Annotated in this window: 22 protein-coding genes, 1 tRNA gene and 1 other RNA gene; 13 read left to right on the top strand and 11 right to left on the bottom strand. The window is 35.7% G+C overall.

What is annotated here, in order from left to right:
• Positions 1 to 323: 323 nt before the first annotated feature.
• From MSWAN_RS07615 to MSWAN_RS07645, 7 genes are all read left to right on the top strand, one after another.
• Complete coding sequence (locus tag MSWAN_RS07615; RefSeq protein WP_144011632.1) at positions 324 to 1,436, top strand: pyridoxal phosphate-dependent aminotransferase; 1,113 nt, start codon at positions 324 to 326, stop codon at positions 1,434 to 1,436.
• Positions 1,437 to 1,708: 272 nt separating this feature from the next.
• Positions 1,709 to 2,629, top strand: a complete 921-nt coding sequence (locus tag MSWAN_RS07620; RefSeq protein WP_013826048.1) for a cation diffusion facilitator family transporter — start codon at positions 1,709 to 1,711, stop codon at positions 2,627 to 2,629.
• Between the two features lie 161 nt (positions 2,630 to 2,790).
• Positions 2,791 to 3,645: a 4Fe-4S binding protein gene (locus MSWAN_RS07625; RefSeq protein ID WP_013826049.1), complete on the top strand. Its 855-nt coding sequence runs from the start codon at positions 2,791 to 2,793 to the stop codon at positions 3,643 to 3,645.
• A gap of 42 nt (positions 3,646 to 3,687) precedes the next feature.
• The gene (locus MSWAN_RS07630) at positions 3,688 to 4,875 is read left to right on the top strand and encodes an aminotransferase-like domain-containing protein (protein WP_013826050.1); all 1,188 of its coding nucleotides are present in this window, start codon (positions 3,688 to 3,690) and stop codon (positions 4,873 to 4,875) included.
• A 338-nt stretch (positions 4,876 to 5,213) separates the two neighbouring features.
• Entirely contained in the window at positions 5,214 to 6,368 is a 1,155-nt protein-coding gene (locus MSWAN_RS07635) for a sugar phosphate nucleotidyltransferase (protein ID WP_013826051.1), read from the top strand.
• Between the two features lie 338 nt (positions 6,369 to 6,706).
• On the top strand, positions 6,707 to 8,011 hold the full coding sequence (locus MSWAN_RS07640) for a phosphohexomutase domain-containing protein (protein ID WP_013826052.1): 1,305 nt from the start codon (positions 6,707 to 6,709) through the stop codon (positions 8,009 to 8,011).
• A 214-nt stretch (positions 8,012 to 8,225) separates the two neighbouring features.
• The gene (locus tag MSWAN_RS07645; protein ID WP_013826053.1) at positions 8,226 to 9,788 is read left to right on the top strand and encodes an alpha,alpha-trehalose-phosphate synthase (UDP-forming); all 1,563 of its coding nucleotides are present in this window, start codon (positions 8,226 to 8,228) and stop codon (positions 9,786 to 9,788) included.
• Between the two features lie 85 nt (positions 9,789 to 9,873).
• Here the strand turns inward: MSWAN_RS07645 and otsB are convergent, their stop codons facing one another.
• From otsB to ffs, 4 genes are all read right to left on the bottom strand, one after another.
• Positions 9,874 to 10,695, bottom strand: coding sequence for a trehalose-phosphatase (otsB, locus tag MSWAN_RS07650; RefSeq protein WP_227717015.1), 822 nt, complete (start codon positions 10,693 to 10,695; stop codon positions 9,874 to 9,876).
• Between the two features lie 435 nt (positions 10,696 to 11,130).
• Positions 11,131 to 11,622 (bottom strand): DUF6790 family protein, encoded by a 492-nt coding sequence (locus MSWAN_RS07655; protein WP_048188028.1) that lies wholly within the window; start codon positions 11,620 to 11,622, stop codon positions 11,131 to 11,133.
• A gap of 301 nt (positions 11,623 to 11,923) precedes the next feature.
• Positions 11,924 to 12,008, bottom strand: a tRNA-Ser gene (locus tag MSWAN_RS07660).
• A gap of 143 nt (positions 12,009 to 12,151) precedes the next feature.
• Positions 12,152 to 12,468: signal recognition particle sRNA (gene ffs / locus MSWAN_RS12495), an RNA gene on the bottom strand.
• Between the two features lie 171 nt (positions 12,469 to 12,639).
• On the opposite strand from ffs, the gene MSWAN_RS07665 reads away from it, so the two are divergent.
• The 4 genes from MSWAN_RS07665 (at position 12,640) to MSWAN_RS07680 (ending at position 17,605) form a co-directional block, all read left to right on the top strand.
• Complete coding sequence (locus tag MSWAN_RS07665; RefSeq protein WP_013826056.1) at positions 12,640 to 13,620, top strand: inorganic phosphate transporter; 981 nt, start codon at positions 12,640 to 12,642, stop codon at positions 13,618 to 13,620.
• Between the two features lie 368 nt (positions 13,621 to 13,988).
• Positions 13,989 to 15,695, top strand: a complete 1,707-nt coding sequence (locus MSWAN_RS12305; RefSeq protein ID WP_013826057.1) for a histidine kinase dimerization/phosphoacceptor domain -containing protein — start codon at positions 13,989 to 13,991, stop codon at positions 15,693 to 15,695.
• Positions 15,696 to 15,879: 184 nt separating this feature from the next.
• The gene (locus MSWAN_RS07675; protein ID WP_013826058.1) at positions 15,880 to 17,112 is read left to right on the top strand and encodes an FprA family A-type flavoprotein; all 1,233 of its coding nucleotides are present in this window, start codon (positions 15,880 to 15,882) and stop codon (positions 17,110 to 17,112) included.
• A 79-nt stretch (positions 17,113 to 17,191) separates the two neighbouring features.
• Entirely contained in the window at positions 17,192 to 17,605 is a 414-nt protein-coding gene (locus tag MSWAN_RS07680; RefSeq protein ID WP_013826059.1) for a hypothetical protein, read from the top strand.
• Between the two features lie 284 nt (positions 17,606 to 17,889).
• Here the strand turns inward: MSWAN_RS07680 and MSWAN_RS07685 are convergent, their stop codons facing one another.
• The 7 genes from MSWAN_RS07685 to hdrC form a co-directional block, all read right to left on the bottom strand.
• On the bottom strand, positions 17,890 to 18,288 hold the full coding sequence (locus MSWAN_RS07685; RefSeq protein WP_013826060.1) for a CBS domain-containing protein: 399 nt from the start codon (positions 18,286 to 18,288) through the stop codon (positions 17,890 to 17,892).
• Entirely contained in the window at positions 18,266 to 19,183 is a 918-nt protein-coding gene (locus MSWAN_RS07690) for a 2-phosphoglycerate kinase (RefSeq protein ID WP_048188384.1), read from the bottom strand. The genes MSWAN_RS07685 and MSWAN_RS07690 overlap by 23 nt, the downstream gene beginning before the upstream one ends.
• A 147-nt stretch (positions 19,184 to 19,330) precedes the next feature.
• Positions 19,331 to 20,002: a metallophosphoesterase gene (locus tag MSWAN_RS07695; protein WP_013826062.1), complete on the bottom strand. Its 672-nt coding sequence runs from the start codon at positions 20,000 to 20,002 to the stop codon at positions 19,331 to 19,333.
• A gap of 156 nt (positions 20,003 to 20,158) precedes the next feature.
• On the bottom strand, positions 20,159 to 20,695 hold the full coding sequence (locus MSWAN_RS07700; protein WP_013826063.1) for a DUF2096 domain-containing protein: 537 nt from the start codon (positions 20,693 to 20,695) through the stop codon (positions 20,159 to 20,161).
• Positions 20,692 to 20,958 (bottom strand): DUF749 domain-containing protein, encoded by a 267-nt coding sequence (locus MSWAN_RS07705; RefSeq protein WP_013826064.1) that lies wholly within the window; start codon positions 20,956 to 20,958, stop codon positions 20,692 to 20,694. The genes MSWAN_RS07700 and MSWAN_RS07705 overlap by 4 nt, the downstream gene beginning before the upstream one ends.
• 179 nt (positions 20,959 to 21,137) lie before the next feature.
• Positions 21,138 to 22,034, bottom strand: coding sequence for a CoB--CoM heterodisulfide reductase subunit B (hdrB, locus tag MSWAN_RS07710; RefSeq protein WP_013826065.1), 897 nt, complete (start codon positions 22,032 to 22,034; stop codon positions 21,138 to 21,140).
• A gap of 12 nt (positions 22,035 to 22,046) precedes the next feature.
• Positions 22,047 to 22,940, bottom strand: coding sequence for a CoB--CoM heterodisulfide reductase subunit C (hdrC, locus tag MSWAN_RS13075; RefSeq protein WP_013826066.1), 894 nt, complete (start codon positions 22,938 to 22,940; stop codon positions 22,047 to 22,049).
• Between the two features lie 653 nt (positions 22,941 to 23,593).
• Between hdrC and MSWAN_RS12800 the strand changes: the two genes are divergently transcribed.
• Together MSWAN_RS12800 and MSWAN_RS07720 are read left to right on the top strand one after the other, a co-directional pair.
• Complete coding sequence (locus MSWAN_RS12800) at positions 23,594 to 23,752, top strand: hypothetical protein (protein ID WP_013826067.1); 159 nt, start codon at positions 23,594 to 23,596, stop codon at positions 23,750 to 23,752.
• 323 nt (positions 23,753 to 24,075) lie between these two features.
• A complete protein-coding gene (locus MSWAN_RS07720) occupies positions 24,076 to 24,807 on the top strand; it encodes a queuine/other tRNA-ribosyltransferase (protein WP_013826068.1) in 732 nt (243 codons plus the stop codon).
• The last annotated feature ends 42 nt before the right edge of the window (positions 24,808 to 24,849 follow it).

Raw genomic sequence — 24,849 nt, forward strand, 5'->3', positions numbered from 1 at the left:
AGAGTTAAATCAGCATTTAAAAAAAGATTTACACTTTGAAAATGGTAATAATAATTTAATTATAACTAAGTAATTAATAAAAATTAATTAATAAATAAGTAAAAAATCAAGGTATCTTGGAAGCTGTATAACCATATATATGTATGCAATATACCCAAAATTCAGTGAGCTTCAATCTCAAAGTCAATTAATAATTCGTTTTTTCATGAAATTTAATTTAATATTAACATGCCCTAAATTATAGCAAAATGAAGATTATATGTGCAGGAGAGTTTAATTTCTTTTATATACGATCTGTGATAAAAATAGATATGGTAATTCTCATGAAAACTTCAAAAAGAGTTAAATCAATAAGTCTTTCAGGAATAAGGAAAATGTTCGAACTCGTTGGGGAAGACTCAATAAACCTAGGGTTGGGAGAGCCTGACTTTGACACACCCCACCACATAAGAAATGCTGCTGTAGAAGCCTTAAAAGAAAGTTTTACACATTACACAGTAAATAAAGGTATTTTAGAACTTAGGGAAGCCATATCCAACAAGTTAGAATGTGAAAATAACGTGGAAGCTGATCCTGAGTCCATAATAGTGACTGTCGGGGCAAGCGAGGCACTTTTCATGTGCATGCAGGCAATTGTTGATAGTGGAGACGAGGTTCTGGTACCGGATCCGGGTTTTGTCTCTTACGACGCATGTGTGAAGCTTTCAGGAGGAGTTTCAGTTCCTGTCAAACTTGAAGAAGAAAATGAGTTCAGGATGACGCCTGAAAACGTCCTTGAAAATATAACGGACAAAACTAAGGCCATAGTTTTGAACTCACCTTCAAACCCAACAGGTGCTGTCATGAAAAAGGAGGATATAAAGGGAGTGGCTGAAATTGCAGACGACCATGATTTAGTTCTGATATCCGATGAGATATACGAAAAAATAATCTATGAAGGCAAGCATTACAGTCCCGGAAGTTTTTGCGAAAATTCTGTGACTATTAACGGTTTTTCAAAGGCTTATGCAATGACTGGCTTCAGGATAGGGTATGTTGCAGCAAATCCTGAGTTAACAGAGGAAATGTTAAAGGTCCATCAGTACAACACAGCATGTGCAAGTTCAATATCCCAAAAAGCTGCCCTTCAAGCCCTCAAAGGTCCGCAAGATAGTGTGGGTGAAATGGTTGCTGAATTCAAAAGGCGGAGAAATCTCATTGTGAAAAGATTGAATGATATGGGGGTTGAGTGCTCAGCACCGCACGGTGCCTTTTATGTTTTCCCTAAAATTGAAAATTCCCAGGAATTCGTTTCTGAATCCTTAAAAAGGGATGTTGTGGTGGTCCATGGGGATGCATTCGGAAAGTATGGCAGTGAAAATGTTAGGTTTTCATACGCCACATCCTACGAGGAAATAGAAGAAGCTATGGATAGGTTGGAGAATATAAACTTTTAATCACATTTCATCCACATTTTTTAGCTTATTCAATTCTAACTATTTTCAATTTAATTATTTCTTGATCCTAATTTTTGATAGTTTTTAAGTTTTTCAAGCTTAACTAAAAAAAATAAAAAAATAAAGGAAATGTTAGGTTTGCCTATTTTATTTCAGTTATTAGGCTTTCCTAATGAACAATGCCAACCCAATTCTTTTTATAACTAAAAAAAGAGAGAATAAAATCCATGAATGAATTATATATCAATAATTGATCTAAAGGGGACTCAATTTTGGATAGAAAAGAGAGAGAGAAAACCGGTAAAAAGGCAGTTTCAGTGGCAATATCCGGAAACATCATATTGACCATTTTAAATTTCGCAGTGGGAACACTTTCTGGCAGTGTAGCTCTTGTTGCAGAGTCATCACACACACTTTCCGATGTTTTAACCTCCATAATAACGGCCATAGGATTCCGAATCGGGATGATACCCCCAGACAGTGATCATCCCTTCGGTCATGGTCGTGCAGAACCTTTAACCGGTCTTGTAATCGTTGTTTTCCTTGTGATCATTGCATTTGAAATACTTTCAGAAGTTTACAGGAAATTAACTGCAGGAGGGGTTTTAACCCCACCAGATATGACTGCGGCACTTATGGCCATCGTTGGAATCGGTGCAAACCTTGCAATGACCACTTACATGATGTGTGCAGGAAATAAAATAAACAGCCCCGCCATAGTTGCAGATGCACAGCATCAGAAGGTGGATATATTTTCATGTTCAGCCATATTAATCGGTGTGATTGGCTCAAGGATGGGAATACCTGTTTTAGACCCAATAGTTGCGATTTTTATATCCATAATGGTTTTAAAGACTGCATTTGACATAGGAAATAAAAATATAAACAGTTTAATGGGCACTCTGCCATCGAAGGAGATTCTGGTTGATATAAAAACAGCAGCCCTGTCTGTTGAAGGTGTTTTTGGAATTCACAAGGTCCGAATAAATTATGTGGGTCCTTACGCTTCCCTTGATCTTCACGTTGAAGTTATGGATAATTTAACCCTTAAAGAAGCACATAAAATAGCCCATAATGTTGAAAAGAAAGTAATCGAAAGGGTTGAAGATATAGCCATGGTAACCGTCCATGTCTGCCCAAAAGGTGAAAGTTTTTGTGTGGAATCCTTAAATAAACCAATACCTAAAAAATAGGTCTTTATACAATAATCCATAGATAGCTGGATATTAAAAATAGTTTTCGGGGCTTTTTGAAATTCTCTTTTAAATTTGTTAATTCTTTGATGGTCTTAATCTTTTAATATATGAATTTAGATGAAAAAATTTTATTCATACACAAAAACAATATTAAATAAATGAAACATGAATCCATTAAAAAAAAGCTGCTTTTAAAGTGCAGAAAACTTGGAATATCCATGGTGGGATTCGCACCGGTTGAAAGATGGGAAAATCCACCAAAAGAACTTCCAAACACATTTAAAGAGTGGATACCCGAAGAATTTTGGCCCCAATCCATATATCCTGAGGCCAAAACCGTTGTTGTTATAGGTCTCCCTGTGCAACTTCCCATAGTTGAAACAGCACCTTCAATCTATTACCATGAACTTTACAAAACTGTAAATGCCCTTTTAGATGAGAAGGCCTATGAAATTTCAAATTTCCTCACAGAAAATGGTTATCCATCCATCTATCTTCCAAGGGATAGTTACGGGGACATAGATGTTCTACTGGAAAAACCCATTGCATTTTTCTCCCATAAACACGCAGCATACCTTGCAGGAATGGGTTCATTTGGGCAGAACAACGTCCTGCTCACCCATGAATACGGTCCGAGAGTCAGGTTCACGTCAATATTCACAACAGCTGAAATAGAACCTGATCCTCTGAAAACAGAAGATCTGTGTACAAGGTGCATGAACTGCGCTGAAAGCTGCCCTGTAAAAGCCATACCATTAACTGAGAATAAAGACGAATTTCCACAACCAATGGATAAAATAACCTGTGCCACAAGGAGTAAAAAACTTAGAAACAAGCATATATCCCCATGTGGTATCTGCATCAAGGTTTGTCCTGTTGGAAACGATAGAAAAGCCTTCAAAAGAGAAGATATTAATATATATTTGGAAGATGAATCTTCCAATAAAGATAAAGATTTTAATAAATATAAAAAGGCATGGGAACATGTTAAAAAATATGGAAGCAAACAATAACGAATATTTAAATAAAGCTAAAAAAGTTAGGGGAATATCCAAATGAAGGATTTATTCGCATCAAGAATGTCAAAAGTTCCAAGATCATTTGTAAGAGAAATTTTGAAGGTCACAGAAGACCCTGAGATCATATCCTTTGCAGGAGGACTTCCAAATCCTAATTCATTTCCCCACAAGGAGATTGCAGAGGCAGCATCCAAGGTTTTGAAAGAAAATGGGAAAGAAGCACTCCAGTACAGCACAACTGAAGGTTACAAACCGTTAAGGGAATGGATAGCAGAGCGCTACAGATCTAAAGGCCTTAAAGTTCATCCAGACAATATATTAATTACAAATGGTTCTCAACAGGGTCTTGACCTTGTTGGAAAGATTTTTGTAGATCGTGACGATAAAATCCTTGTTGAAAGACCCACTTACCTTGCAGCGATACAATCTTTTGGTTTATACGAGCCGAATTTTATTTCAGTTCCCCTAGTTGAAGATGGAGCAGACCCCAGTGCCCTTGAAGATATTCTGAGCTCTGGCAGAATAAAACTGTTTTATTCCATTCCCAACTTCCAGAATCCTACAGGAACAACGTATTCCAAAAAGAGAAGACAGGAAATAGCCAGCATTCTCCAAAAATACGGTACAATACTGGTTGAAGACAATCCCTACGGTGAAATAAGGTTCATGGGTTCAGATATACCTCCAATAAAATGTTACCTGGAAAACTCTGTGCTTCTTGGTTCATTCTCAAAGATAGTTTCCCCTGGAATTAGGCTTGGTTGGATAGTTGCAGATGACGAGGTTATGGAAAAACTGGTCATAGCAAAGCAGGCCTCAGACCTGCACAGTAATTATCTTGCCCAGAGGATAGTTTACAGATATTTAATGGATTATGATGTGGAAGAACACCTAAAAAACATAAAGAAGATGTACAAAAAACAGAGAGACCTTATGGTTGCCATGATAAAAAAGTACTTCCCTCAGAATGTGAAATTCACCCAACCTGAAGGTGGGATGTTTTTATGGGTAACACTACCTCAAGATGTATCTTCAATGGAGCTTTTCAACATTGCAATAAAACAGAAGGTTGCATTCGTTCCAGGCGAAGCTTTTTACACGGATGATCCTGAAAAAAATACACTGCGACTTAACTTCTCAAATTCAAGTAATGAAAAGATAGAAGAAGGAATAAAAAGACTTGGGAATGCTATTAAAAAGTTAATCAATGATAATAAGAAGTAATCGCGAAAATAATTGTCAATAGATGTAATAGGATGAAATAAAAGATAATAAAAGAGAATAAATCCAGATAAATGTTAAAACAAATTTTAAACGAACCAAAAAGAGAATGATTAGCAGTATTTATCTGATAAAAAGAACTCTAAAAAAAATTAGAATTTATTAAATGGGGATAGTTATATTTAATTCCTTTTTCTTCCTTTATCGTCTTTATAACAGTTTATTACTTATTTTACAAATTTTTTGTAGTTGAAATCTGGGACTTAATATCTTTTGTGGAATGATTATTTATGTTTTCAACACCATAATATTAAGAATAGAAATCTTCCGTGGTGGTAACCTTGGTAAAAGCTATAATAATGGCCGGAGGTAAGGGAACAAGATTACGTCCCTTGACATTTATTAGGCCAAAACCTATGATTCCTCTGGTAAACAGGCCCATAATACAGCATACAGTTGAAAGATTGAAACTCTTTGGACTTAAAGATGTTATAATGACCCTGAACTACATGTCAGGCAATGTAAAGAGTTACTTCAAAAATGGCTCTAATATGGGTGTTAACATAGATTACTCTGTAGAAAGATCTCCATTGGGCACAGGAGGGAGTGTTCGGAAAGCTAAAAAGTATGTAGATAAAACTTTCTTAGTTTTAAGTGGCGATGTAATAAGTAATATTAATTTTAAAGATATATTAAAATTTCATAAAGAAAAAGGAGCAATTGCAACCTTGGTACTAACCAAAGTGGACGATCCTTCCCATTTCGGAATAGCTGTGCTGGATGAAGGGGCTAAAATAACAAACTACCTCGAAAAACCAGCTCCCAGCGAAGTATTCAGCAAAATTGCAAATACAGGTATCTACGTTTTTGAACCTGAAATATTCGACTTTTTTGAGGATAAAAAAGGTGAGGTTGATTTTTCAAACGAAATCTTCCCCAAACTCATCGAAGAAAATGCAGGGATATATGGATACGTGTTTGATGGCTACTGGAACGATGTAGGAAGGCCTGAAAGTTATCTTAAGGCAACCTACGATATACTAAACCAGAAGGTCAAACAAACGATTTATAAAGCGATGATAAAACCTGGAATCGGTAAGATTGGAAATATATGGACCGGTAAAAATATCCATATGGGCAAAAGAGTGAGAATTGAAGGGCCTGTGGTAATTGGAAGTAACTGCATAATAGATGATGGCAGTACAATATCTAAAGGCTCTGTTATTGGAGATAATGTATTTATAGGAAAGAACACCAACATTCAGGGCTCTGTAATCCTTAAAGATAGTGTTATAAAAGAAAATTCCTTCCTCAGCGGTTGTATAATAGACACAAAATGTCGCATCGAAAAGAATAGCATAATAGAAGATGGTGTTGTAGCAGGTAGCAGGGTTAGAATAGGGGAAAATTCTGTTGTAAAATCTTCAAGACATATAAAAAATAGGATTAAAATTTTACCAGACTCCATTATAGATGCAGATTTATCGGTAGAATAATTAGATATTTATCAGCAAAATCTGAAGTAAGATTTAATTTTAAGAACCTTTGAGGGCCTAGAATGGATAATCTACGTTTTTACAGGGTAATCTAATAAAATCTTTTAGAAAATACCATAAAAACATGGAAATCACCACGTTTTTCACCTGCCAGGCAAACCCCAATAATATGTTTTGAATAATTGTTAGGAAAAAGAGAGGAATAATCAAAGGAATTGTGGAATTGATGCAAATTGAATGAGAATCTAGGAAAATCTAGAAGAATTTACTATAATCAAATGAACACATTTCTAAAACTATTGACTTAATCCAGATAATGCTCTTAAAGAGGATTTATAATGTCTTTGTATGTCAAAGAAATCAGAGGAGTAGTTAATTCAGAAATAACCAATGAATTTGCCTCAAACATGGGCACGATGATTGGAAATTTCTTAAAACCCGGAAAAAATGTTGTGGTTGGGCGAGATACAAGTTTATTCTCCCAGATGATAAAAAGATCCATTACAGCAGGTTTAATGGCATCAGGAATTGGAGTGATTGACTTTGGAGTGGCCCCAATACCCACGGTACATTACGGGGCTAGTCTGTACGATACAGACGTTATAATAACCATAACTGCATCTCATCTGCGCCCGGATGAGATCGCCATAAAAATATTCAGCGACTACAAAATTCCAATGGCACAAAAACATGCAGAGCGAGTCCCCTGGGACAAGATAGGATATCTCTCATATGTGTACGACTACGTTGACAGATATTTAAATGCAGTCCTCGAAAACGTAGAAAAAGAAATCATACGCAGTATGGGATTAAAAGTGGTTGTAGATTGTGCTAACGCTTCAACTGTACCCTTTATGCCACAACTTTTAAACATACTGGGATGTGAAACCATACTCTTCGGATGCCAGACAACCGAGACGAGCTCAAAAATGTTTGCAGAACCCACACCAGAAACTCTCTCCATGGTTTCAGACCTCGTAAAATCAATAGGCGCAGATCTTGGAATGGCCCTGGATAACGACGGGGATAGAATAATTTTTATTGATGAAAACGGTAACATAATCCGGGATCAGACGGTACTGGGAATATTTGCAAGGGAATCTTTGATCAAAAATCCAGGTGGAACTATTGTATCTTCTGTTGTAGCTTCAAGGGCTCTGGATGAGACAGTGCTAAAGTATGAAGGTAATCTGATAAAAGCCCCTGTAAATTTGGTTTTAAACAAAACCATAGAAAATAAAGCTGTTTTTGGTGGAGATGAGCCAGGGATGTACATATTTCCCGAGTTTCAGGATTGTTTCGATGCCATATTCACCGGTGTAAAGATGATCGAGACCATCTGCAAACAAAACAAAACACTTTCTCAACTGGCAGGGGAGATACCAGAATATCCTAGAACAGGTTTTTCAATAGAATGCGAGCATGAAAATAAAGAGGACGTCCTTAACAATTTAAAAGAGAATTTAGATGAAAAAGGAGTTTCAATAACCACAGATGGTATAAGAATTGATTGGGAAGATGCTTATATTCTTGTGCGGCCTTCAAGATTTGAACCTTTAATGAGAGTTTATATCGAATCCAAAACATCCAAAAAATTGGATGAATTGAGCAATGAATTAAAAAATATGATTCAAGACGTTTAATCAGTTTAATGCTGAAAAATGGAAATGTTCCCAAAAGATGTGCTGCTACTAAAAATTGCTAATAAAAATTTAAGATTTAAAAAACGTAAAAGATTTGGAATTGAAGGCTTGAAAGATTGAAGATTTGAAGTGAAGATTGATAAGACGTTAAATTACCTAAACTCAGTTAAAAATTTGCTTAAAATCAGAAGGAGTTATTATTTGAATTTTCTACATGTTTAAAACTCAAATTAGATATGTAGGAGGTGTAAAAATTCAAAATAATGGCCAAAACGCCAAAATAGACAAATTTTTAGAGGACAAACATTTGATCGTTGCGTCCAACAGAGGTCCAGTTGAATTCCATAAAAGAGATGATGGAAATATAGAAACCAGACGTGGCGCAGGAGGTTTGGTCTCAACCCTGCTTCCAATTATGGAAACTGTTAATGGAACATGGATAGCAAGTGCGATGACAGAGGGCGATGTGGAAGTTGCACGTAAATTTCCCGGATACAGAGTGCCTTTTCCAGAGGATAAACCCAAATTTTGGGTTCCATTTGTTGTGGTTGACCCCGAAAGGTACAAAGAGTACTACAGTGTGATAAGCAATCCATTACTCTGGTTTGTCCAGCATTACATGTGGAATCCTCCTTACACCCCTGAAATTGATGATAGCATCCACAAAGCATGGAAAAATGGTTATGACTATGTTAACAGGAAGTTTGCAGATAAGGTAATAGAAGAAGCAAAAATAAACGGTAAGGAAGCCATGATCATGCTGCAAGACTACCACCTTTATTTATGTCCAACTTACATTCGAGAGAAGCTTGGAGACATATTTTTAAACCAGTTTATCCATATTCCATGGCCACAACCAGAATACTTCTGTATTTTACCAAATTACATGGAAGAATCCATTATAAAAGGACTTCTAGCAAATGACATCATAGGTTTTCACATAAAAAAGTACGTGAACAATTTTTTGAGAACTTGCGAACCCTACGTAGATAATGTGGATTTTAAGAAGGGCACATTAGATTATGAAGGCCGTAAAATCCTTGTTAAGGATTATCCCATCTCCGTTGATGATAAAGGACTTAAAGAACTGTCAAAAACAGATGAAGTTTTAGAAAAGGAAAAAACCATCAATGAAATAAAAGGGGACTGCTTTTTGATCTACAGAACAGACAGAGCAGACCTCAGCAAAAATATAATAAGGGGTTTCAGGGCCTACGACGATTTCCTGGAAAAACATCCGGAATTCCATGGAAAAGTCAAATTTTTAACCACAGGAAAACCAACAAGACAACAGATCAAAGAGTACAGAGCGTACAGAATGGAAATACATAAAATAGTCGGATATATCAACGCAAAATATTCAAAAGAAGGTTGGAAACCCATAGAAGAGATTTTCAAAGCAGATTATCTCCTTGTAACCGCTGCATTTAAGCATTACGACTGTTTAATGGTAAATCCCATCTGTGACGGTATGAACATAGTTTCAAAGGAAGGATCAGTTGTAAACGAGAACGGAGGCGTTTTAATCCTATCAGAACATGCTGGATCCTATGAAGAACTCAAGGATTATTCTTTAAATGTTAACCCATTTGATATCACACAAACTTCAGAAGCAATATACCAAGCAGTTACTATGGGTCAAAAAGAGCGTAAAAGACGTTTAAATGGTATAAAAAAGATCGTTAGTGAAAGAAATATTTACCACTGGATCACGGATCAGTTTGATGATATTGAGACTCATTACTCAGAGAACAGCAGTAATTGCAACCGTAATTAATGCTAAAACAGTAAAGTGAGTAATACTGCAACAGTGAGTAGTACTGCAACAGAAATGCAAACGGATTATCCCCTCATAAACAGTTTCAATCATTTAAAAGCCATTTGAAAAATTTATGGACTTCATCAACATCTTCAACAAAAAAAGAGACATTCTTTTTCAGATAATCTGGAATTTCCTCTGAAAGCACAAGTACTGACTCTCCATCAAGCTTATTTTCACATTTAAGTTGATTAAGCTTGGAAAATGCATCATTATCGGTTATATCATCACCAAAATAAACAAGTTTTTCGACATGGTTTTCAGAAGTGATTTTTTCAAGGATTGTGCCCTTATCATAGCCTATTGGGGGTCTTATCTCCACAATCTTACGTCCTTCCTTAATTTTAAGATTTCCACATCTGTTATCATTTTTTGTAGTTTTAAGGGCATCTTCAAGCGAATCCAATATAATTTCTCTTGCTTTTTCCGGTTCTTTACATAATCTATAATGTATGGAAAAACAGAGACCCTTATCCTCAAAAAGTACTCCCTCAATATTACAAGAGTCCTCTTCTTCTAGTTTACAGGCAACTTCTTTTATAATAGGTACGTACCTTTCAATTTCCTCTTCAACGTGAATTTTACCATTTTTCATGTATTCCAAACCATGGCTTCCAACATAGAGTAAATTATCCACTCCAACAATTTTCTGGGCATCCCTAACAGGCCGTCCGCTTATAACTGCAACCAGTTTAAATTTATCCGCCAATCTGGTTAAAATATTCCCCATTTCAGGAGTTACTACTGCTTCATCCGGCTTAGATGCTATTTGACTTATGGTACCATCTATATCAGTTATTACGGCAGTTTTTGGATCATTTTTGAATTTTTCAAATTCTTTAAGGTGGGAAAAAAGGTATTTCACTATCAACCATTCCTGCTGATTTTTTAATAAGAAATTTACATAATAAATTCTGTTTTAAGTTTTAAATGAATTAAAAATTCTAATGAAGATATAAATGAACATAAAATCATATAACGCCTTTCTTTATGAAAAAAAATTAATTCTGTGTCTAAATTAAGTATTCTAGATTAAATATTGGTGATCTAATGTATGTGCCAAATTCAGGTCATCTACTTGTAAGTGCCATTTGTAGATGGTCTACTGTATAATATTTAGTTAAACCAAGTTCATAATTATTATGGTCGAATTACTCCATGAGGTACTTCCTCAGTGTTATGCCAAAATATTATGTAAATTTTATTTATTTGCCTGAAAATCCATAAAATCGGCAGATTGATTTCCTAAAACAGCTATCAATTTAAAAAAAAATATGAATAGATGTAAACTAAAATATATTTAATTTAAACTCTTTTTCAAAGTCATTCTGTAGGCTAAAAGCAGAACTATAAGAACCACAGGTAATACCATATCAAAGTAAAGCACTGCACCCGCATTTCCGGCTGCGTAGTTTGCATGGTTCATTATGTCCATTACATGACCATAGGCAGCTCCCCAGTAAAATGTAGTAAATGCTACAACTGTTGCTGTCCAGAAGTTGTCACGAAACTTAATGCATAAAATGCCCAGGATACCATAGGACAAGTTGGCCATTGCTACTTCAAACTGGAAGGGATTTCCTGCTGGCCACCCAATATATGCTGCAATCTGATTTGCCAGGAACGCATGCCCTAAAAATGCCCAAATGCTGGTAAAACCAACCATTACCACAAGAGTGTACATTAAAAAAAGTTCTATAACCCTATTTTTAGTTTTAGGAGTTTTACTTAAGAAAAGATGTGCCAAAGCACAGATTACTGCTAAAATGATCCAAAGATATAACATATCCATGTTACCACCTCGCATATAAGTAATATTCTTATTCCTTTTGTATATAAAACAGTACTAAACTAAAACAACTCATAACATGGATTTTTACTTAAAACTCGTTTTATCCTAAAACAATTTAAATCATAAATAGAATTCAAACTTATAATTTAGTTAAGAATAGATAAAGTAAACTAAAACAGATAAGATGGACTAAAACCATTAAATAGTTACTGGTAATAATTAATAAATAATTAATTAAAATAATTTAATTACAAAAAATAGCAACAATTATCCAGGTTTTTCAAATCTAGTTAAAACTAAGCGCCGGGGCCGGGATTTGAACCCGGGTGATCCAAAGGATCAGTGGCTTAGCAGGCCACCGCCGTACCAGGCTGGGCCACCCCGACAATAAATTACCTTTCAAAAACCATTTTATAAAACATTAACAAAAGGTTATAGAAACATCTATCAATCATCGCTTAAAAGCCTTTTGGAATGCGGATTTTATGGATTTGTTATTAAGCTTTATTTTGTTTAAAAGTTTAAGATAAAATGGGCACGTTCAAGAGTGGACAAACCTCCCAAGCACTGGTGATCCAGAAACCCAACTCCACCCCGTTGCTCCACAAGCATCAGCTGTCCATGGTAGGGCTGCTTCTTTCCAGACCTGACCCGTTTCCCATGATTAAGGCAGTTTATTCTGGTCCTACAACCAGAACCCTACCACCACCAATCCTGCGGGACGAGGTTTCGACATCGTGATCCTGGGCCAATACCCAGTCAATTTGCCGCCTCTTGAACTTCGACCGCGCCGTATAGGGGATATGCGCTTACAAAGGACCCCTAACCCTCCGGTCTAGCCCAATTAAACTTTGAGTTTATTAGTATTTTAACCTTACGATCTAATTTACAATAAAAATAAATAAAATAGATTTAACTGGGTAAATCCAACAACAAGTGTATAAATTCATAAGATATTGAAAGTTCTATTTTTATTTACAAATACTATTTCAATGTTAATATCCAAAAATAATGTATATGGAACTTCTATTGGTATTGGGTATTGTAACAGCCATTTACATGGCTTTCAATATTGCTGCAAACGACATTGGAAACTCCATGGGAACTGTTGTCGGAAGTGGAGCTCTTAAAATGAGGAAAGCTCTTTTAATTGGGGCTTTATTTGAATTTTTAGGGGCTATGTTCCTTGGAAGTAACGTTATAAAGACGGTTGGAAGCGGCATTGTGCCTCCTGAGTTTATGACAAGTCTCGGGGCTTTTATCATAACGTTATCTGCAGGCATCTGGATCACCATAACCCTCATAAAAAAAATACCAATATCTGGCTCAGATGCAATTGTAAGTTCAGTTCTGGGCTATGGCATTGCATACGCCGGCCTTAATCATTTGAACCTTCTTACAGCAGGTTACATAGCATTAAGCTGGGTCGTATCCCCCTTAATAGGCCTTGCATCTGGTTTTGGAGTGTATTACATCCTTAAAAAAGGTTTATTAACTAAAACTCGAAAACTGGCATACAAAGACAGGTTGGAGAAGGTTTTCTCTTATCTTCAAATTGGAAGTTCATCCCTTGCTGCGCTAAGCGTTGGTGCAATAGATATAGCGGCAGCAACCGGAGTATTATACGTAACAGTTGGAACAACCGCTGGTTTCGATATTAAATTTTTAGGTGCTCTGGGACTTGTATTTGGAATTTTAATTGCAGGAAATCGGATAACTGACACCATTGGTAGGCGGATAACTGAGCTGGTTCCAACAAGGGGTTTTTCAGCCCAGGTTTCAGCTGGAACCATTACACTTATTTTTGCATCCTTGGGAATGCCAATATCTCCAACACAAACGCTTGTAGGCTCTGTAATTGGGGTTGGAATGGCTCACGGAACCTCAACTGTTAAACTTGACGTTATTAAACATATAGCCACCACATGGATCGTGACCATTCCAGCATGTGTGGCCATTTCTGCAACACTTTACTTCGTTATTTCTTATTTATTTTAATGAAATTTCTCATTTTAAGTTTTAAGGAATTAAAAACTCTAAAAATAGCAAAAAAGTTAAAAATTATATACCGAATAAATTGAATGAAACTTGAATAAATGCTATTTTAATCCATTTTAAATGAATTTTTGGTATGAGAATCTTTCGAAAAAATTCTTTTAGATTCTAATTATTAGTAGTCTTTTTAAAGCGTCTATAAAGTTAAATGATCGAAAATCTTACTACTACATAACATCTGTTTTACAAGTCGAAGCAAAAGGTTCCCTTAATCAGTGATCCATAAAAACTGCAAAAATTAAAAAGACAAAAGCTACTCCAAAAGAAAAAATATCAGTGAAAGTTCAAAGATTATTAGTGGAAGTTCAAAGATGCCTAAAAATGGTTACACACAAAAAGTACAGACAATATCCTTCAAAAAAGCTTTAATTTTGGCATTTATCATTGCAATTGTCTATGCTATGACTCTGTTCGTCTTAAAAGACGGTTCCATCCTCAAAACCACATTTAATGAATTTTCCTCAGCTCTTATAAATTTAATGGCAGCAATAAGCTTGATTTATGCTGCAAAATTATCCATTGTATATGGAAGGCGAGTATATGTGGCCTGGGGACTAATAGCTGCTGCTCAACTTTTTGATGCCATCAACGACATTTTTTTAGGAGTATTCAATATTGGACTGCATCAGACGGCTCCCTCCTTAATGATAGACCTCTTCTTCTTGGCATATTTCATTCTTTTTGCGTTAGGCATTTATTTATTTCCAAGAACTGAGATAATCCAAAAAAGATGGCATAAACTGTCAATTGACGTTAGCATACTATTTATAACAGTTTTCATGGTATCCTGGACCTTTTTCATCATGCCTGTAGTTGGTGTAACAGGAGATCTTTTCGATGCAGCAATCCATTTAATAGGAATAGTTCTCTATACTACTCTTCTGTTTCTGATGGTCGATCTGGTTTCAAGTCAGGCAAAAACCATGTATAAAACTCCACTTCTCTTTTTGGCCGCCAGTGTATCGTTTCAAATCTTAAGCAACATCCTAGCAATATATCCTCCCTTCCAAGAATCCTACGTCCTGATGAATCTGATGTATACAAGCTGGGTTGCAAGTTACTTAACCGCCTTCCTGGCAGGAATGTTGCAGGCCAATACATTAAACATGGAAAAACCCAGGATATCCTCTGAATACAAACCATGGTACACCAAATCAAGTTTGATATCATACTTACCATCAATAGGGGTCCTTTCAGCATATATATTGCTTGTATGGAGTTACAACCAACATATACATGATAATTTCCCGGTTCTAGAAGTGGGCGTTGGCTTTATAATTGGATTGTTGCTTTTACATCAAACCATATCGATAAAAGAAAACGAAAAGCTTTATAAAGCTGCAGAGGATGAAATTAGATACCGAAAGGAAGTTGAAGCCCAGATAGAAACTTCTCTCAGAGAAAAGGAGGCCCTTCTGAAGGAAATACACCATCGTGTTAAAAATAACCTGCAGATAATTTCAAGCCTCCTGAGCCTGCAGTCTGGTTATATTGAAGATGAAACTGCCATTGATATACTTAAAGAAAGTCGAAATCGTGTTAAGTCCATGGCTAACGTACATGAAAAACTTTATCACTCCAAAGACCTTTCAAAAATTAATTTTAAAGGATATATTGAGGATATGGCATATGAACTCTCCAAATCATACGGATCAAACCAAAAAATCCAGATAAATACAGAAATTGAAGATGTTTCCCTTGGAATTGAAACAGCAGTGCCTTTTGGCTTAATAATCAATGAAATTGTTTCAAATTCATTTAAACATGCTTTTCCAAATGGAATGTCCGGTAAAATATCAATAAAACTTACTCGTGAGGGAGAAGATTTAACGCTCATTATAATGGACAGTGGAATTGGATTATCCGAAGATTTAGACTTAAATAAAACAAAATCAATGGGTTTAACACTAGTAAATGCGTTGGTAATGCAGTTGGATGGTAAAATGGAACTTCAAAGAGATGGTGGAACTGCATTTAAGATAAAATTTAAAGAATTAGGATATAAAAAAAGGATTTAAGAAAGTTAAATAATTTTAACCTAAAATAACATTTTATAACATTAACAACACGTATTTCGTGTTATAAATATTTTAAAATCATTAAAACGTTGAAAAGCACTTTCTACTTATTTTTAAATAATATATAGAACTTACAATATAATACTTTATTAAGATTTATTTTAACACCTGAAGGAGGAATAAAATGAAAGCGGATGCAATAAAAATCGTTGACGGAGTATACTGGGTTGGAGTACTGGATTGGGATTTACGAAATTACCATGGATACACTCTTAACGGAACAACTTACAATGCATATATTGTTTTTGGAGATGAAAAAGTAGCTATCATAGACAACACTTATCCTGGAAGTTCTGCTCAGCTTTGGGGAAGAATCAAGGATGCATTCAATGAAGAGGGCCGACCATTAAAGGTGGACGTGATCATCCAGAACCACGTTGAAAAGGACCACAGCGGCGCCCTAACAGAAATCTGCAAAAAATTCCCAGATGCACCGGTTTACTGCACGCAAACAGCAGTTCAAGGATTAAAGAGACATTATCCTTCACTTGAGGGTGTTGACTTCAGGCCTGTTAAAACAGGAGATACCTTGGATCTTGGAGGAAAAGAACTGGTATTTCTCGAGGCCAAAATGCTCCACTGGCCTGACAGCATGTTCACAATGCTCATGGAGGATGGGATACTATTTTCAAACGATGCATTCAGCCAGCATCTCTGCCTCACAGAAAGGTTAGACAGTGAAATTCCAGAATATGTTATAATGGATGCTTCAGCCAAGTTTTATGCCAACTTACTAACCCCACTTTCAGGACTTATACTCAGGAAATTTGATGAAGTAAGCAAATTAGAATTACTCGATGAGATAGAGATGATCGCACCGGCACATGGCCAGATCTGGACAGACCCAATGAAGATAATAGAAGCTTACACCAACTGGGCCACAGGCAAATGTAAGGATAAGGCAACAATCATCTATGATACAATGCATGGATCAACTCAAAAAATGGCTCATGCCATTGCAGAAGGTTTAATGAGCGAGGATGTGGATGTTTCAATGTACTTCCTCCATGAGGATGAACGAAGCGAAATCGTAACGGATATTCTGGAAAGTAAAGCGGTTTTATTTGGTATTCCCACAATGTTCAACGAACCGTACCCCAGTATCGGTGATTTAATCTTCTATTTAAGGGGTTTAAGCTTTAACAGGACAGGTTTAAAAAGAAAAGCCGTTATCTTCGGTTCAATGGGATGGGCCGGTAAAGCTGTCAACAAGCTGGCAGATGAGCTTGAAAAATGTGGATTTGAAGTATATGACAACTACGAGGTTAACTACGTTCCAACAGAAGAGGAACTTGATAAGTGCTATGAAATTGGTAAACAGCTTGCCATAGAAATTAAGAAAATGGGTGAAGACTAGATTAATGATATTTTAATACTAGTTGAGTAAAGGAATTAGGAATGAATAAAGGAATTGGAATTAAATGGGGGTTATAAAAATGAAAACTTTAGAATTTGACAGCCGACTGGACTCAAGGAAAAAATTGATGGCAATTTTATTCTGGACAAACCGTAAAACTGCCAGAACTGAAGGTTGTGCACCTTTTCTCATTAAAAAGATATCAACAGAAGAGAAAACTTATACACCCGAAGGAAAGAAGCTTCTGAAATTAACAGACGAAATTATGGACCATATTATTGAAGATATTGATAATGGTAAGCCCATTGAGTTTGAGATAAGTATGGGGAAAGAGTTCATAAGAGCACAGCTTGAAGGAAACATTTTTTCTGTGTCAACCGAGAAAAGCGGTGAGATAGAAGATGAGATCATAGAAAAATTAGAAACCGAACTTACAAAAAAATATCCCAGCGTATGTTCTTCATTTAAACCACGTGTAACTCCTAAGAGTTGATCTAAAAAATCAACTAGCAACCAATCCTATAAAACCAGCAAATTAATTCTATAGATTCCAAAAAAGTTGATAGAACCTGTATCCCATAAAAATATTCAATAAACATCTGATTAATTTCTTTTTATTTTCTTTTTATTTTCAATTTTTGAATAGTTTCATCAGAATAATCAATCAGAATAATCACATCTTGAAACAAAAACAAAACAGGATCTTATGAAACAACATCACTAAAACGCAACAAATACATCTTTAAAAGAAATGAAATTCAATAAAAGCTTTAATTTTTAAGCTTTTATGGCTCTTATTATGTCTCCATCTGAGATTATGCCCTTTATCTCATGATCCTCAATAACTACAAGCTGGTTTATTATCTCATTTTCGGATCCAAATTCATTCATCTTTTGAACCGTGGTTAAAAGGTCGTCTTCTGGGCTTACATATACAACATCTTTGACCATAACCTTTTCAACAATGGTTCCGAGTTCGTAGTTATCTAATATAAGGTTGTGTCCTAAATCTGTTGCTGTTACAATCCCTACAAGTATATCATTATTATCAACAACAGGAAGCGAGCTCACCCTGTGCTTCATGAGTTTTTCAAAGGCAAAAACAACATCTTCACTTGGTGGAACAGTTATAACGTTCCTTGTCATTACATCTTTAACTTTTAATTTCTCCAACATCTTCTTCACTTCCGTATGTCTTTGTAATATGTTCTATCATGGAGTCTATTGTTGTTGTAACATCAATATTTTCAACAACAGGGACATGATTCTTAATTGCCAGGCCTTCAATATATTTGTGTGTTCTTCTGATTGCCCCAAAATAGTTCATATAACGTTCAAGAGGCCTTCTCGCCCACATTTGCCTGCATCTAGAGTAAAATCTTCCTTTATGTATTTCTTCATCTTGTAGGGTTAAAACAAACATGGACACATTACTTTTACTCACTAACTCTTCTTTGATGAACCCTGGTACTATGTGAACTCCCTCTATAACTATACTTATACCCTCTTTGAGGGCCCTTTCTATGACTGCCTCAACACCAACACTCACAGTATCAACATGGTCACGAAATCCAATTAAAACCTCATCAGATTCTGGAGGGGTAGGTATCCTTAAAGAACTAAAAGCAGTGTAACTCGACTCATATAAAGTTGGTAAAAGCTCTTTGGACACGATTTTACGCATTACTTCCCTTATCATGTCTGTGCTTATCATATTTCTTATTCCAAGTCGGTTTGCAAGTTCAAATGCAATTGAAGATGTTCCAACACCAGAAGCACCACCAATAAGTATTATAAGAGGTTCTTTACATTTTCTAATACTTTTCCAAAGCCCATATTTCTCTGCTATTTCCTTATCTTCTTCTCTGAGTTTTTTTAGGACTATTCTTATGAGATCATCCAGGTTTATCAGATCAACGCCCTCACTTTTCAGGTGAGCTTCTATCTGGGATGCAAAAGTATAAGCCTTGTTAGGATCCATTTCAGCCCGGGTTAAAGATCTGGCTAAAACTCCTTTTGAAAATGGTTCCTCATATTTTTTACCGCTTACTTCTCCTTCAACCATTATCAATTTCAACTTCTCACCTCAAAATAGGATACTGAGCACATTATATATTAATCAACATTGAAACACAATTGATTAGGTTAACCTCATTTAAATTATTGTCGGTTTTAACCCGGATATAAACTTAAAAAATAAAAAACTGTTGATTGGATATTAAAGACTTATGATCTGGGTATTTACCTTTGTATCATCTTCATCAGAATCTTCCACATTTATTAAGCATGCAAATCCCTGCGAGAGTTCACCAGGATTAACAACTTTAGTATTACCAATCTCATCTGTGGCTCTTGCTTCGTGTATATGGCCGCAAATATTTAAAGATGGCTGAAACTCTTCTATTACCTGCCTGATAGCTTCGCTACCTACATGATCACCAGAAGGGATGAGATCTGCCTTGGTTCCTTGTGGAGGGGCGTGGGTTACAAAAAAGGTTACTTTCTGATCCTTTATTTCTTCCATGGCCTTCTTGGCCTCATCATAGATCTGGAACTCCTCAAATTCCAGGGGAGTGTTGAAAGGTGTTGGGTTTGAACCTCCAAATCCACATATGCCTATATTTTTAATTACAACACTTCTTCCATGGATATTAATGGCATTTGAATTATCTATTTTACCATAAATACCTGCAGGGTCACAGTTACCAGGTATTGTAAGAACCGGTGCTCCGAATGAACTTATTTCATTCAGTATTTCTTCTCCCAGCTCTGCAGGTCCGAAGTTTGTTATGTCTCCTGCCAGGATCACAAGGTCAACATGATTTTTTTTTAGATAATTCAAGAGCTTTTGATATTTACCGTGTAAGTCACTTACTGCAAGGATCTTCATGATAAACCTCCTTTAAAACTTTTATAATAAAAGTTCCCCATTTAAACCTGCAGTATCAAATAAGAACTTAATTCAGTTTATTAAGTAATAAAAACTGAAACTGAATGAAAACTGCAAATTTAAACAAGAAATGATAAAAAAAATTCGAATTTTTTTTTAATCCATCTGCTCTTTGAAGAAGGGGGATATTTCTTTTAAACTGTCTTTTATGTGTTCATCATCCCCATAAATTACAACAATTTCGTCGTTTTCAAATTCCATTATTACATTGTGATATTCTTCAATTTCCTGAAGTCTGTCTTCTGAAATTGGCTTTTTGAAAGTTATTCTTACCATTGAAAATCCAGATGGGGCACCCACAACAAATTTAGATTTTTTCTCGCCTAATTTATATAATTGTTCGCCTCGAGAAACTTTTTTGAGCTTTTCCATCCACAGTTCTCGATAATCATCACCCTGCTTTTCTGCAAAGTCCATAAGAGTTATCTGGACAGAGCTCATAAATTCATTTATGCGTTTTACCTCTTTATTTCTCTCAGGATCAGTTGGATCTACTTTGTAGAAGTTTATTAAGGTTTTGGCCATCCTTATATCTTCTATCACGGCTTGAGATATTTCAACACCTTTCTTCTTCAGGTCTGTTAATAAATCAACAAGCACCATCCATGTCTGTTCCATGGGTAAACTATTCATAGGTGTCCTTCCAGTATTTTTTTGGAGTTGTAATTTAATTTAGCTTCTGCTTTTTTTAACTCTTCTTCTATTTCTTTTACATCCTTGTATGAATCTAGAAAAATAACGTGATGACTTTCTGTGCCGCTTATATTTAAGATTGCAATATTATCATCTTCTTTAATGTTTTTCTTCTCAATTGAGGCTTTATACTGTACGAATGGACCATATTTTTCAGGTAGTTCATTGTATTTGAATACTCCAACAAGACTTGCAACAAACAAAAGAAACACCCCTTTGTTTTTGAATTATTTTAAAACGATTTGTTTTAAACGAAATATTTTAAGAATAGATTAATTTTGGTTTTTAGAATTTAAATTTTTTTGGTTAAAAATTTAGACTAAAAAAAAGTTCCAGACTAAAAAATTTAGATTTAGAAAAAAAGAAAGAGGGAGAGAATAAATTATTCTCCTCCAGTTATTATGTCCAATTTTTTGATTGCAGGATCAGCACTTATTTGCTGAACATCTACTGTAATTTCCTCTGGACTTAATCCCATTGCAAGGCCATAAAGCTGTGCAAGGTGGAATACTGGTAGCTGGAAGTTTGTTCCGTATTTTTCGTTCACTTCTTTCTGTCCCACATCGAACTGTAGGTGGCAGAATGGGCAAACGTTCACTATTGCGTCAACACCAGCGTCACTCATGTTCTGGAGTTTTTCTTTGGTGTAGTCGAGTGTGACATCAAGGTCACGTGCTCTTAAACCTCCACCTGCTCCACAGCACATCATTTTTTCTTTGTAAGGTACTGATTTTGCTCCAGTTACTTCAACGAGTTCATCAAGTATTGTTGGTTTCATAGGGTTGTCTATACCTACCTCTGCACGTGGTTTGAGGAAGTGGCAACCGTAGTGAACTGCAACATTGAGGTTTAATGGAGTTGTAACTGCTTCTGATAATTTGTCGAGTCCTACATCATTGTAGAGTACCTCTGCAAAGTGTCTTACATTAACTTCTCCTTTGAACTCCCTTCCAACTTCTTCAAGGACGCCGTTTATTTTTCCTTTGAATTCTTCATCCTCTTTGAGAAGGTTGTTTGTTTCACGTAGTGAGCCGAAACATCCGTTACACTCTGTAAGAACGTCCATACCCATGTCTTCAGCTATGGTTATGTTCCTTGCTGCTATTGAAGCCCATGTTGTTTTATCGAATGATCCGAAAACACCTGGTGCTGGGCAGCATGATGCTCCTTCCATATCTTCAAGTCCAACTCCGAGCTTGTCCATCATGATCCTGGTTGCTTTTTCAATTCCAGGGTACCTGTTGTTCATTATACATCCTAAGAAATATGCGAATGCCATATTGATTCCTCCTTATTCGAGTTCTCCGGTTTCCCAGTTGTATCCGACAAGTTTGTCGAATCCTGTTCTTTTCATCATTGTCTGTAGTTCTTTGAGTGCTTCTGGGAACTCGTGGGTTGTTGGTGGTAATTCAGTTAATCCTACCCTTTTCCTGAGTTCTTTTGTTGCTGAGTTTATTGGCACACCGTGTCCTGTTTTGAGAACAAATGATCCTGTTGCTTTGTGGGCAGGTGCCATGTATCCAGCTTTAGCTGCTTCATTTCTTACAGCTTTAACAATGTCAACAATTTTTATGCCTCTTGGGCATCTTTCCTGACATTCGTAACAAGTTGTGCACATCCATATTGTGTCATCAGATAATACATCGTCTTTAAGACCCATGACGGCTCTTCTTACAACACTTCTTATCCTGTAAGGTGTTCTCCTTCCGGAAGGACATGCTCCGGTACAGGTACCACACTGGAAACAGATTGCTACTGTTTCTGCACCAGCGTCCATTATCTGCTGTTTAAAATCTGTATCTATATTTTCACGGGTTATAACATCAGTTTCTATTCCTTCGAGTAAAGTCATACTACCACTCCTTTCGGTTTTGGTTTTATCAGATTTATTTTCCTTTTCTGTAACTGTTTCTGGCTCTGTTGATTCAATCTTTGTTTCTGACTCTTTTTGTTTTTCTGTTGTCTTTGGTACTTCTTCCTCAGTTTGAGGGTCTTTGATTGTTTCTTTCTTTTGCGTGACTGATTCTGTGGTTTCGGTTTCTTCAACAGTTTTCTGTTTTTTATCTTCCACTGCTTTCTCTGTTTTCACTTCTGAATCTGATTGTTCCACTGAATTCTCTGCTTCTTCTTTATCGGGTTCTTCGTCCCCGGTTAACATTTTTTTTAAGCGTTTTAGGGTTTTCATTCTTGCTCACACCCTGATTGTTTTATGTCTCTGTGTGAAAACTTATAATTTCCATGTTTTAGGTGTGATGAATGCTACATATATAGGTTGTGTAAAAATCAGCAACTGTAACCTTTTTGGTGACAGTGCTTTCCATCAAACTTTTCCCTGCTTCAAATTGGAAATCATTTCAAATAGTGATGTTTTGCAGATTCTCTTATATTTTTTCTAAGGAAAAATTCCTTAACAAGTCCTTACAGGGTGATTTGATGCTCTATACCAAAAAAATCATTCCACCCTTTTAAATATAATAAATGATAGTATCATGTAATAAAATATAGATAGAAGTGATGATAAGAAAAATACAATGTGAATGTGGCGAAAAAACCTTGAAGGCACGGATACTGTCAAATTGTGGGAGCTATTTGAATACTCATAAAACTAGCGAGTTTATAGGAGTTTCAGGGTTTATTTAGAGTTGTGGAGCTTGGATTTGTATTGAGGCAGGGTTAGTATTTCCTATTGATCTTAGTTGCAGGTAATATCTCTACGATTTGAGGAAGAAATACCTAAAAAACGTGGAAAATTTTTGATATGGGCATCAATAGTTGTCAGGATTGTTGCTCTGTACTTACCTAGTTAATATAGTGCTATGCCTGATATGAGTGATCATCATGAGTGATGGATTGATTTTATTTATAATCAGTATGGCTTACGTAGTTACTTTAGCATACTTTCAAAATAAGAAATGGGAGAAAAGACGGAAAGACATTATTATGGGAATTAACGCCATAATTTGGACTATGATAATGATTGCAGCATTAAAATTATGATTATAAATGGATAAAGTTGAATGGGCTGTTCTTAAATTAAAATCAATTTCTAAACGTCTTTTAAATTTCTTTGAAATTGAAGGACACTTCTCGAAAATTTCGCACCTACAGTTACAATTTTCAATAAATATATTTTAATCTTCCGAATTTAGTTAGAACACTACATAAATCTTTAATCTATTTTCATTTTGTTGAATCAAACGATTAGGAAAAACTCTTTTACAAGTTCATCATTATAATATTTACATAGAAAACTTCATGTTTTTAATTCACGTTCTTTGAAATAAAATATTAATATTATACACATGACATTTGGAGGTACCATGATAGAAGTTACACTACACGACGGCCCTGCAAGACTTGGAAAATACGAAGATATAAAAACGCCAGCAATACTCAAACCAGACGATTCATTACCATTTATAAAAGACGAACCAATGCCTTACAACGTTCCAAAATCCATGGCTGAGTGGTCTGTCAATCAAACAGTTGCAAACGCTAAAAAAAGTGATGAACATGGATTGAGTGTTATTCATGGCTCTAAATATCCTGATTTAAGGGTTAAATGTGCTAATGAACTTGAAAAACTTGGAAATAGTGTTTTAATGGTTGCAAATTCAGAGAAGCTTTTGGAAAGGCCCATGGATCTGGTTGAGATTCTTGTGAAGCTGAGGGAAGGCCTAAACCCAAATTCTGCAATTTATTTCCCATTTGCAGATGCTTCATTCATCCCGCTTCTGGCTTATCTGGGTGTGGACTTTTTTTCAGAAGACATATGTGAGTTCTACGCTTATTTAAAGGTCATTATGACCCCAACAACAAAATATGACCTCAAAAAGTACCATATATTTGATATGAACTTTGAAGAGCTCAAAGAATACAATGAAAAAACCATGGACTTCGTTTTGAGGGAAGTGCGTGAAAATATCAAAAATGGAACTCTCAGAAACCTTGTGGAAGAAAGGTGCTGTTCATCTCCAGAGGCAATGACTGCTTTAAGAATATTAGACAGGGATTATCCTGATTTTTTAGATAGATATACTCCTATCTACTGAAATCTCTGAATATCTACTGAAATCTTTTAAAACTAGTCATTT

Source organism: Methanobacterium paludis (genome assembly GCF_000214725.1).
Taxonomy (GTDB): domain Archaea; phylum Methanobacteriota; class Methanobacteria; order Methanobacteriales; family Methanobacteriaceae; genus Methanobacterium_C; species Methanobacterium_C paludis.

What these genes read in the sequence shown, in the direction of transcription:
- MSWAN_RS07665 (WP_013826056.1), top strand. Translation starts at nt 12,640, where the DNA reads ATGGAACTTCTATTGGTATTGGGTATTGTAACAGCCATTTACATGGCT.
- hdrC (WP_013826066.1), bottom strand. Translation starts at nt 22,940, where the DNA reads ATGAAAACCCTAAAACGCTTAAAAAAAATGTTAACCGGGGACGAAGAA.
- MSWAN_RS07720 (WP_013826068.1), top strand. Translation starts at nt 24,076, where the DNA reads ATGATAGAAGTTACACTACACGACGGCCCTGCAAGACTTGGAAAATAC.
- MSWAN_RS07645 (WP_013826053.1), top strand. Translation starts at nt 8,226, where the DNA reads ATGTTTAAAACTCAAATTAGATATGTAGGAGGTGTAAAAATTCAAAAT.
- MSWAN_RS07700 (WP_013826063.1), bottom strand. Translation starts at nt 20,695, where the DNA reads ATGAATAGTTTACCCATGGAACAGACATGGATGGTGCTTGTTGATTTA.
- MSWAN_RS12800 (WP_013826067.1), top strand. Translation starts at nt 23,594, where the DNA reads ATGAGTGATGGATTGATTTTATTTATAATCAGTATGGCTTACGTAGTT.
- MSWAN_RS07640 (WP_013826052.1), top strand. Translation starts at nt 6,707, where the DNA reads ATGTCTTTGTATGTCAAAGAAATCAGAGGAGTAGTTAATTCAGAAATA.
- MSWAN_RS07655 (WP_048188028.1), bottom strand. Translation starts at nt 11,622, where the DNA reads ATGGATATGTTATATCTTTGGATCATTTTAGCAGTAATCTGTGCTTTG.
- MSWAN_RS07615 (WP_144011632.1), top strand. Translation starts at nt 324, where the DNA reads ATGAAAACTTCAAAAAGAGTTAAATCAATAAGTCTTTCAGGAATAAGG.
- MSWAN_RS07695 (WP_013826062.1), bottom strand. Translation starts at nt 20,002, where the DNA reads ATGAAGATCCTTGCAGTAAGTGACTTACACGGTAAATATCAAAAGCTC.
- MSWAN_RS12305 (WP_013826057.1), top strand. Translation starts at nt 13,989, where the DNA reads ATGCCTAAAAATGGTTACACACAAAAAGTACAGACAATATCCTTCAAA.
- MSWAN_RS07680 (WP_013826059.1), top strand. Translation starts at nt 17,192, where the DNA reads ATGAAAACTTTAGAATTTGACAGCCGACTGGACTCAAGGAAAAAATTG.
- hdrB (WP_013826065.1), bottom strand. Translation starts at nt 22,034, where the DNA reads ATGGCATTCGCATATTTCTTAGGATGTATAATGAACAACAGGTACCCT.
- MSWAN_RS07685 (WP_013826060.1), bottom strand. Translation starts at nt 18,288, where the DNA reads ATGTTGGAGAAATTAAAAGTTAAAGATGTAATGACAAGGAACGTTATA.
- MSWAN_RS07630 (WP_013826050.1), top strand. Translation starts at nt 3,688, where the DNA reads ATGAAGGATTTATTCGCATCAAGAATGTCAAAAGTTCCAAGATCATTT.
- MSWAN_RS07625 (WP_013826049.1), top strand. Translation starts at nt 2,791, where the DNA reads ATGAAACATGAATCCATTAAAAAAAAGCTGCTTTTAAAGTGCAGAAAA.
- MSWAN_RS07675 (WP_013826058.1), top strand. Translation starts at nt 15,880, where the DNA reads ATGAAAGCGGATGCAATAAAAATCGTTGACGGAGTATACTGGGTTGGA.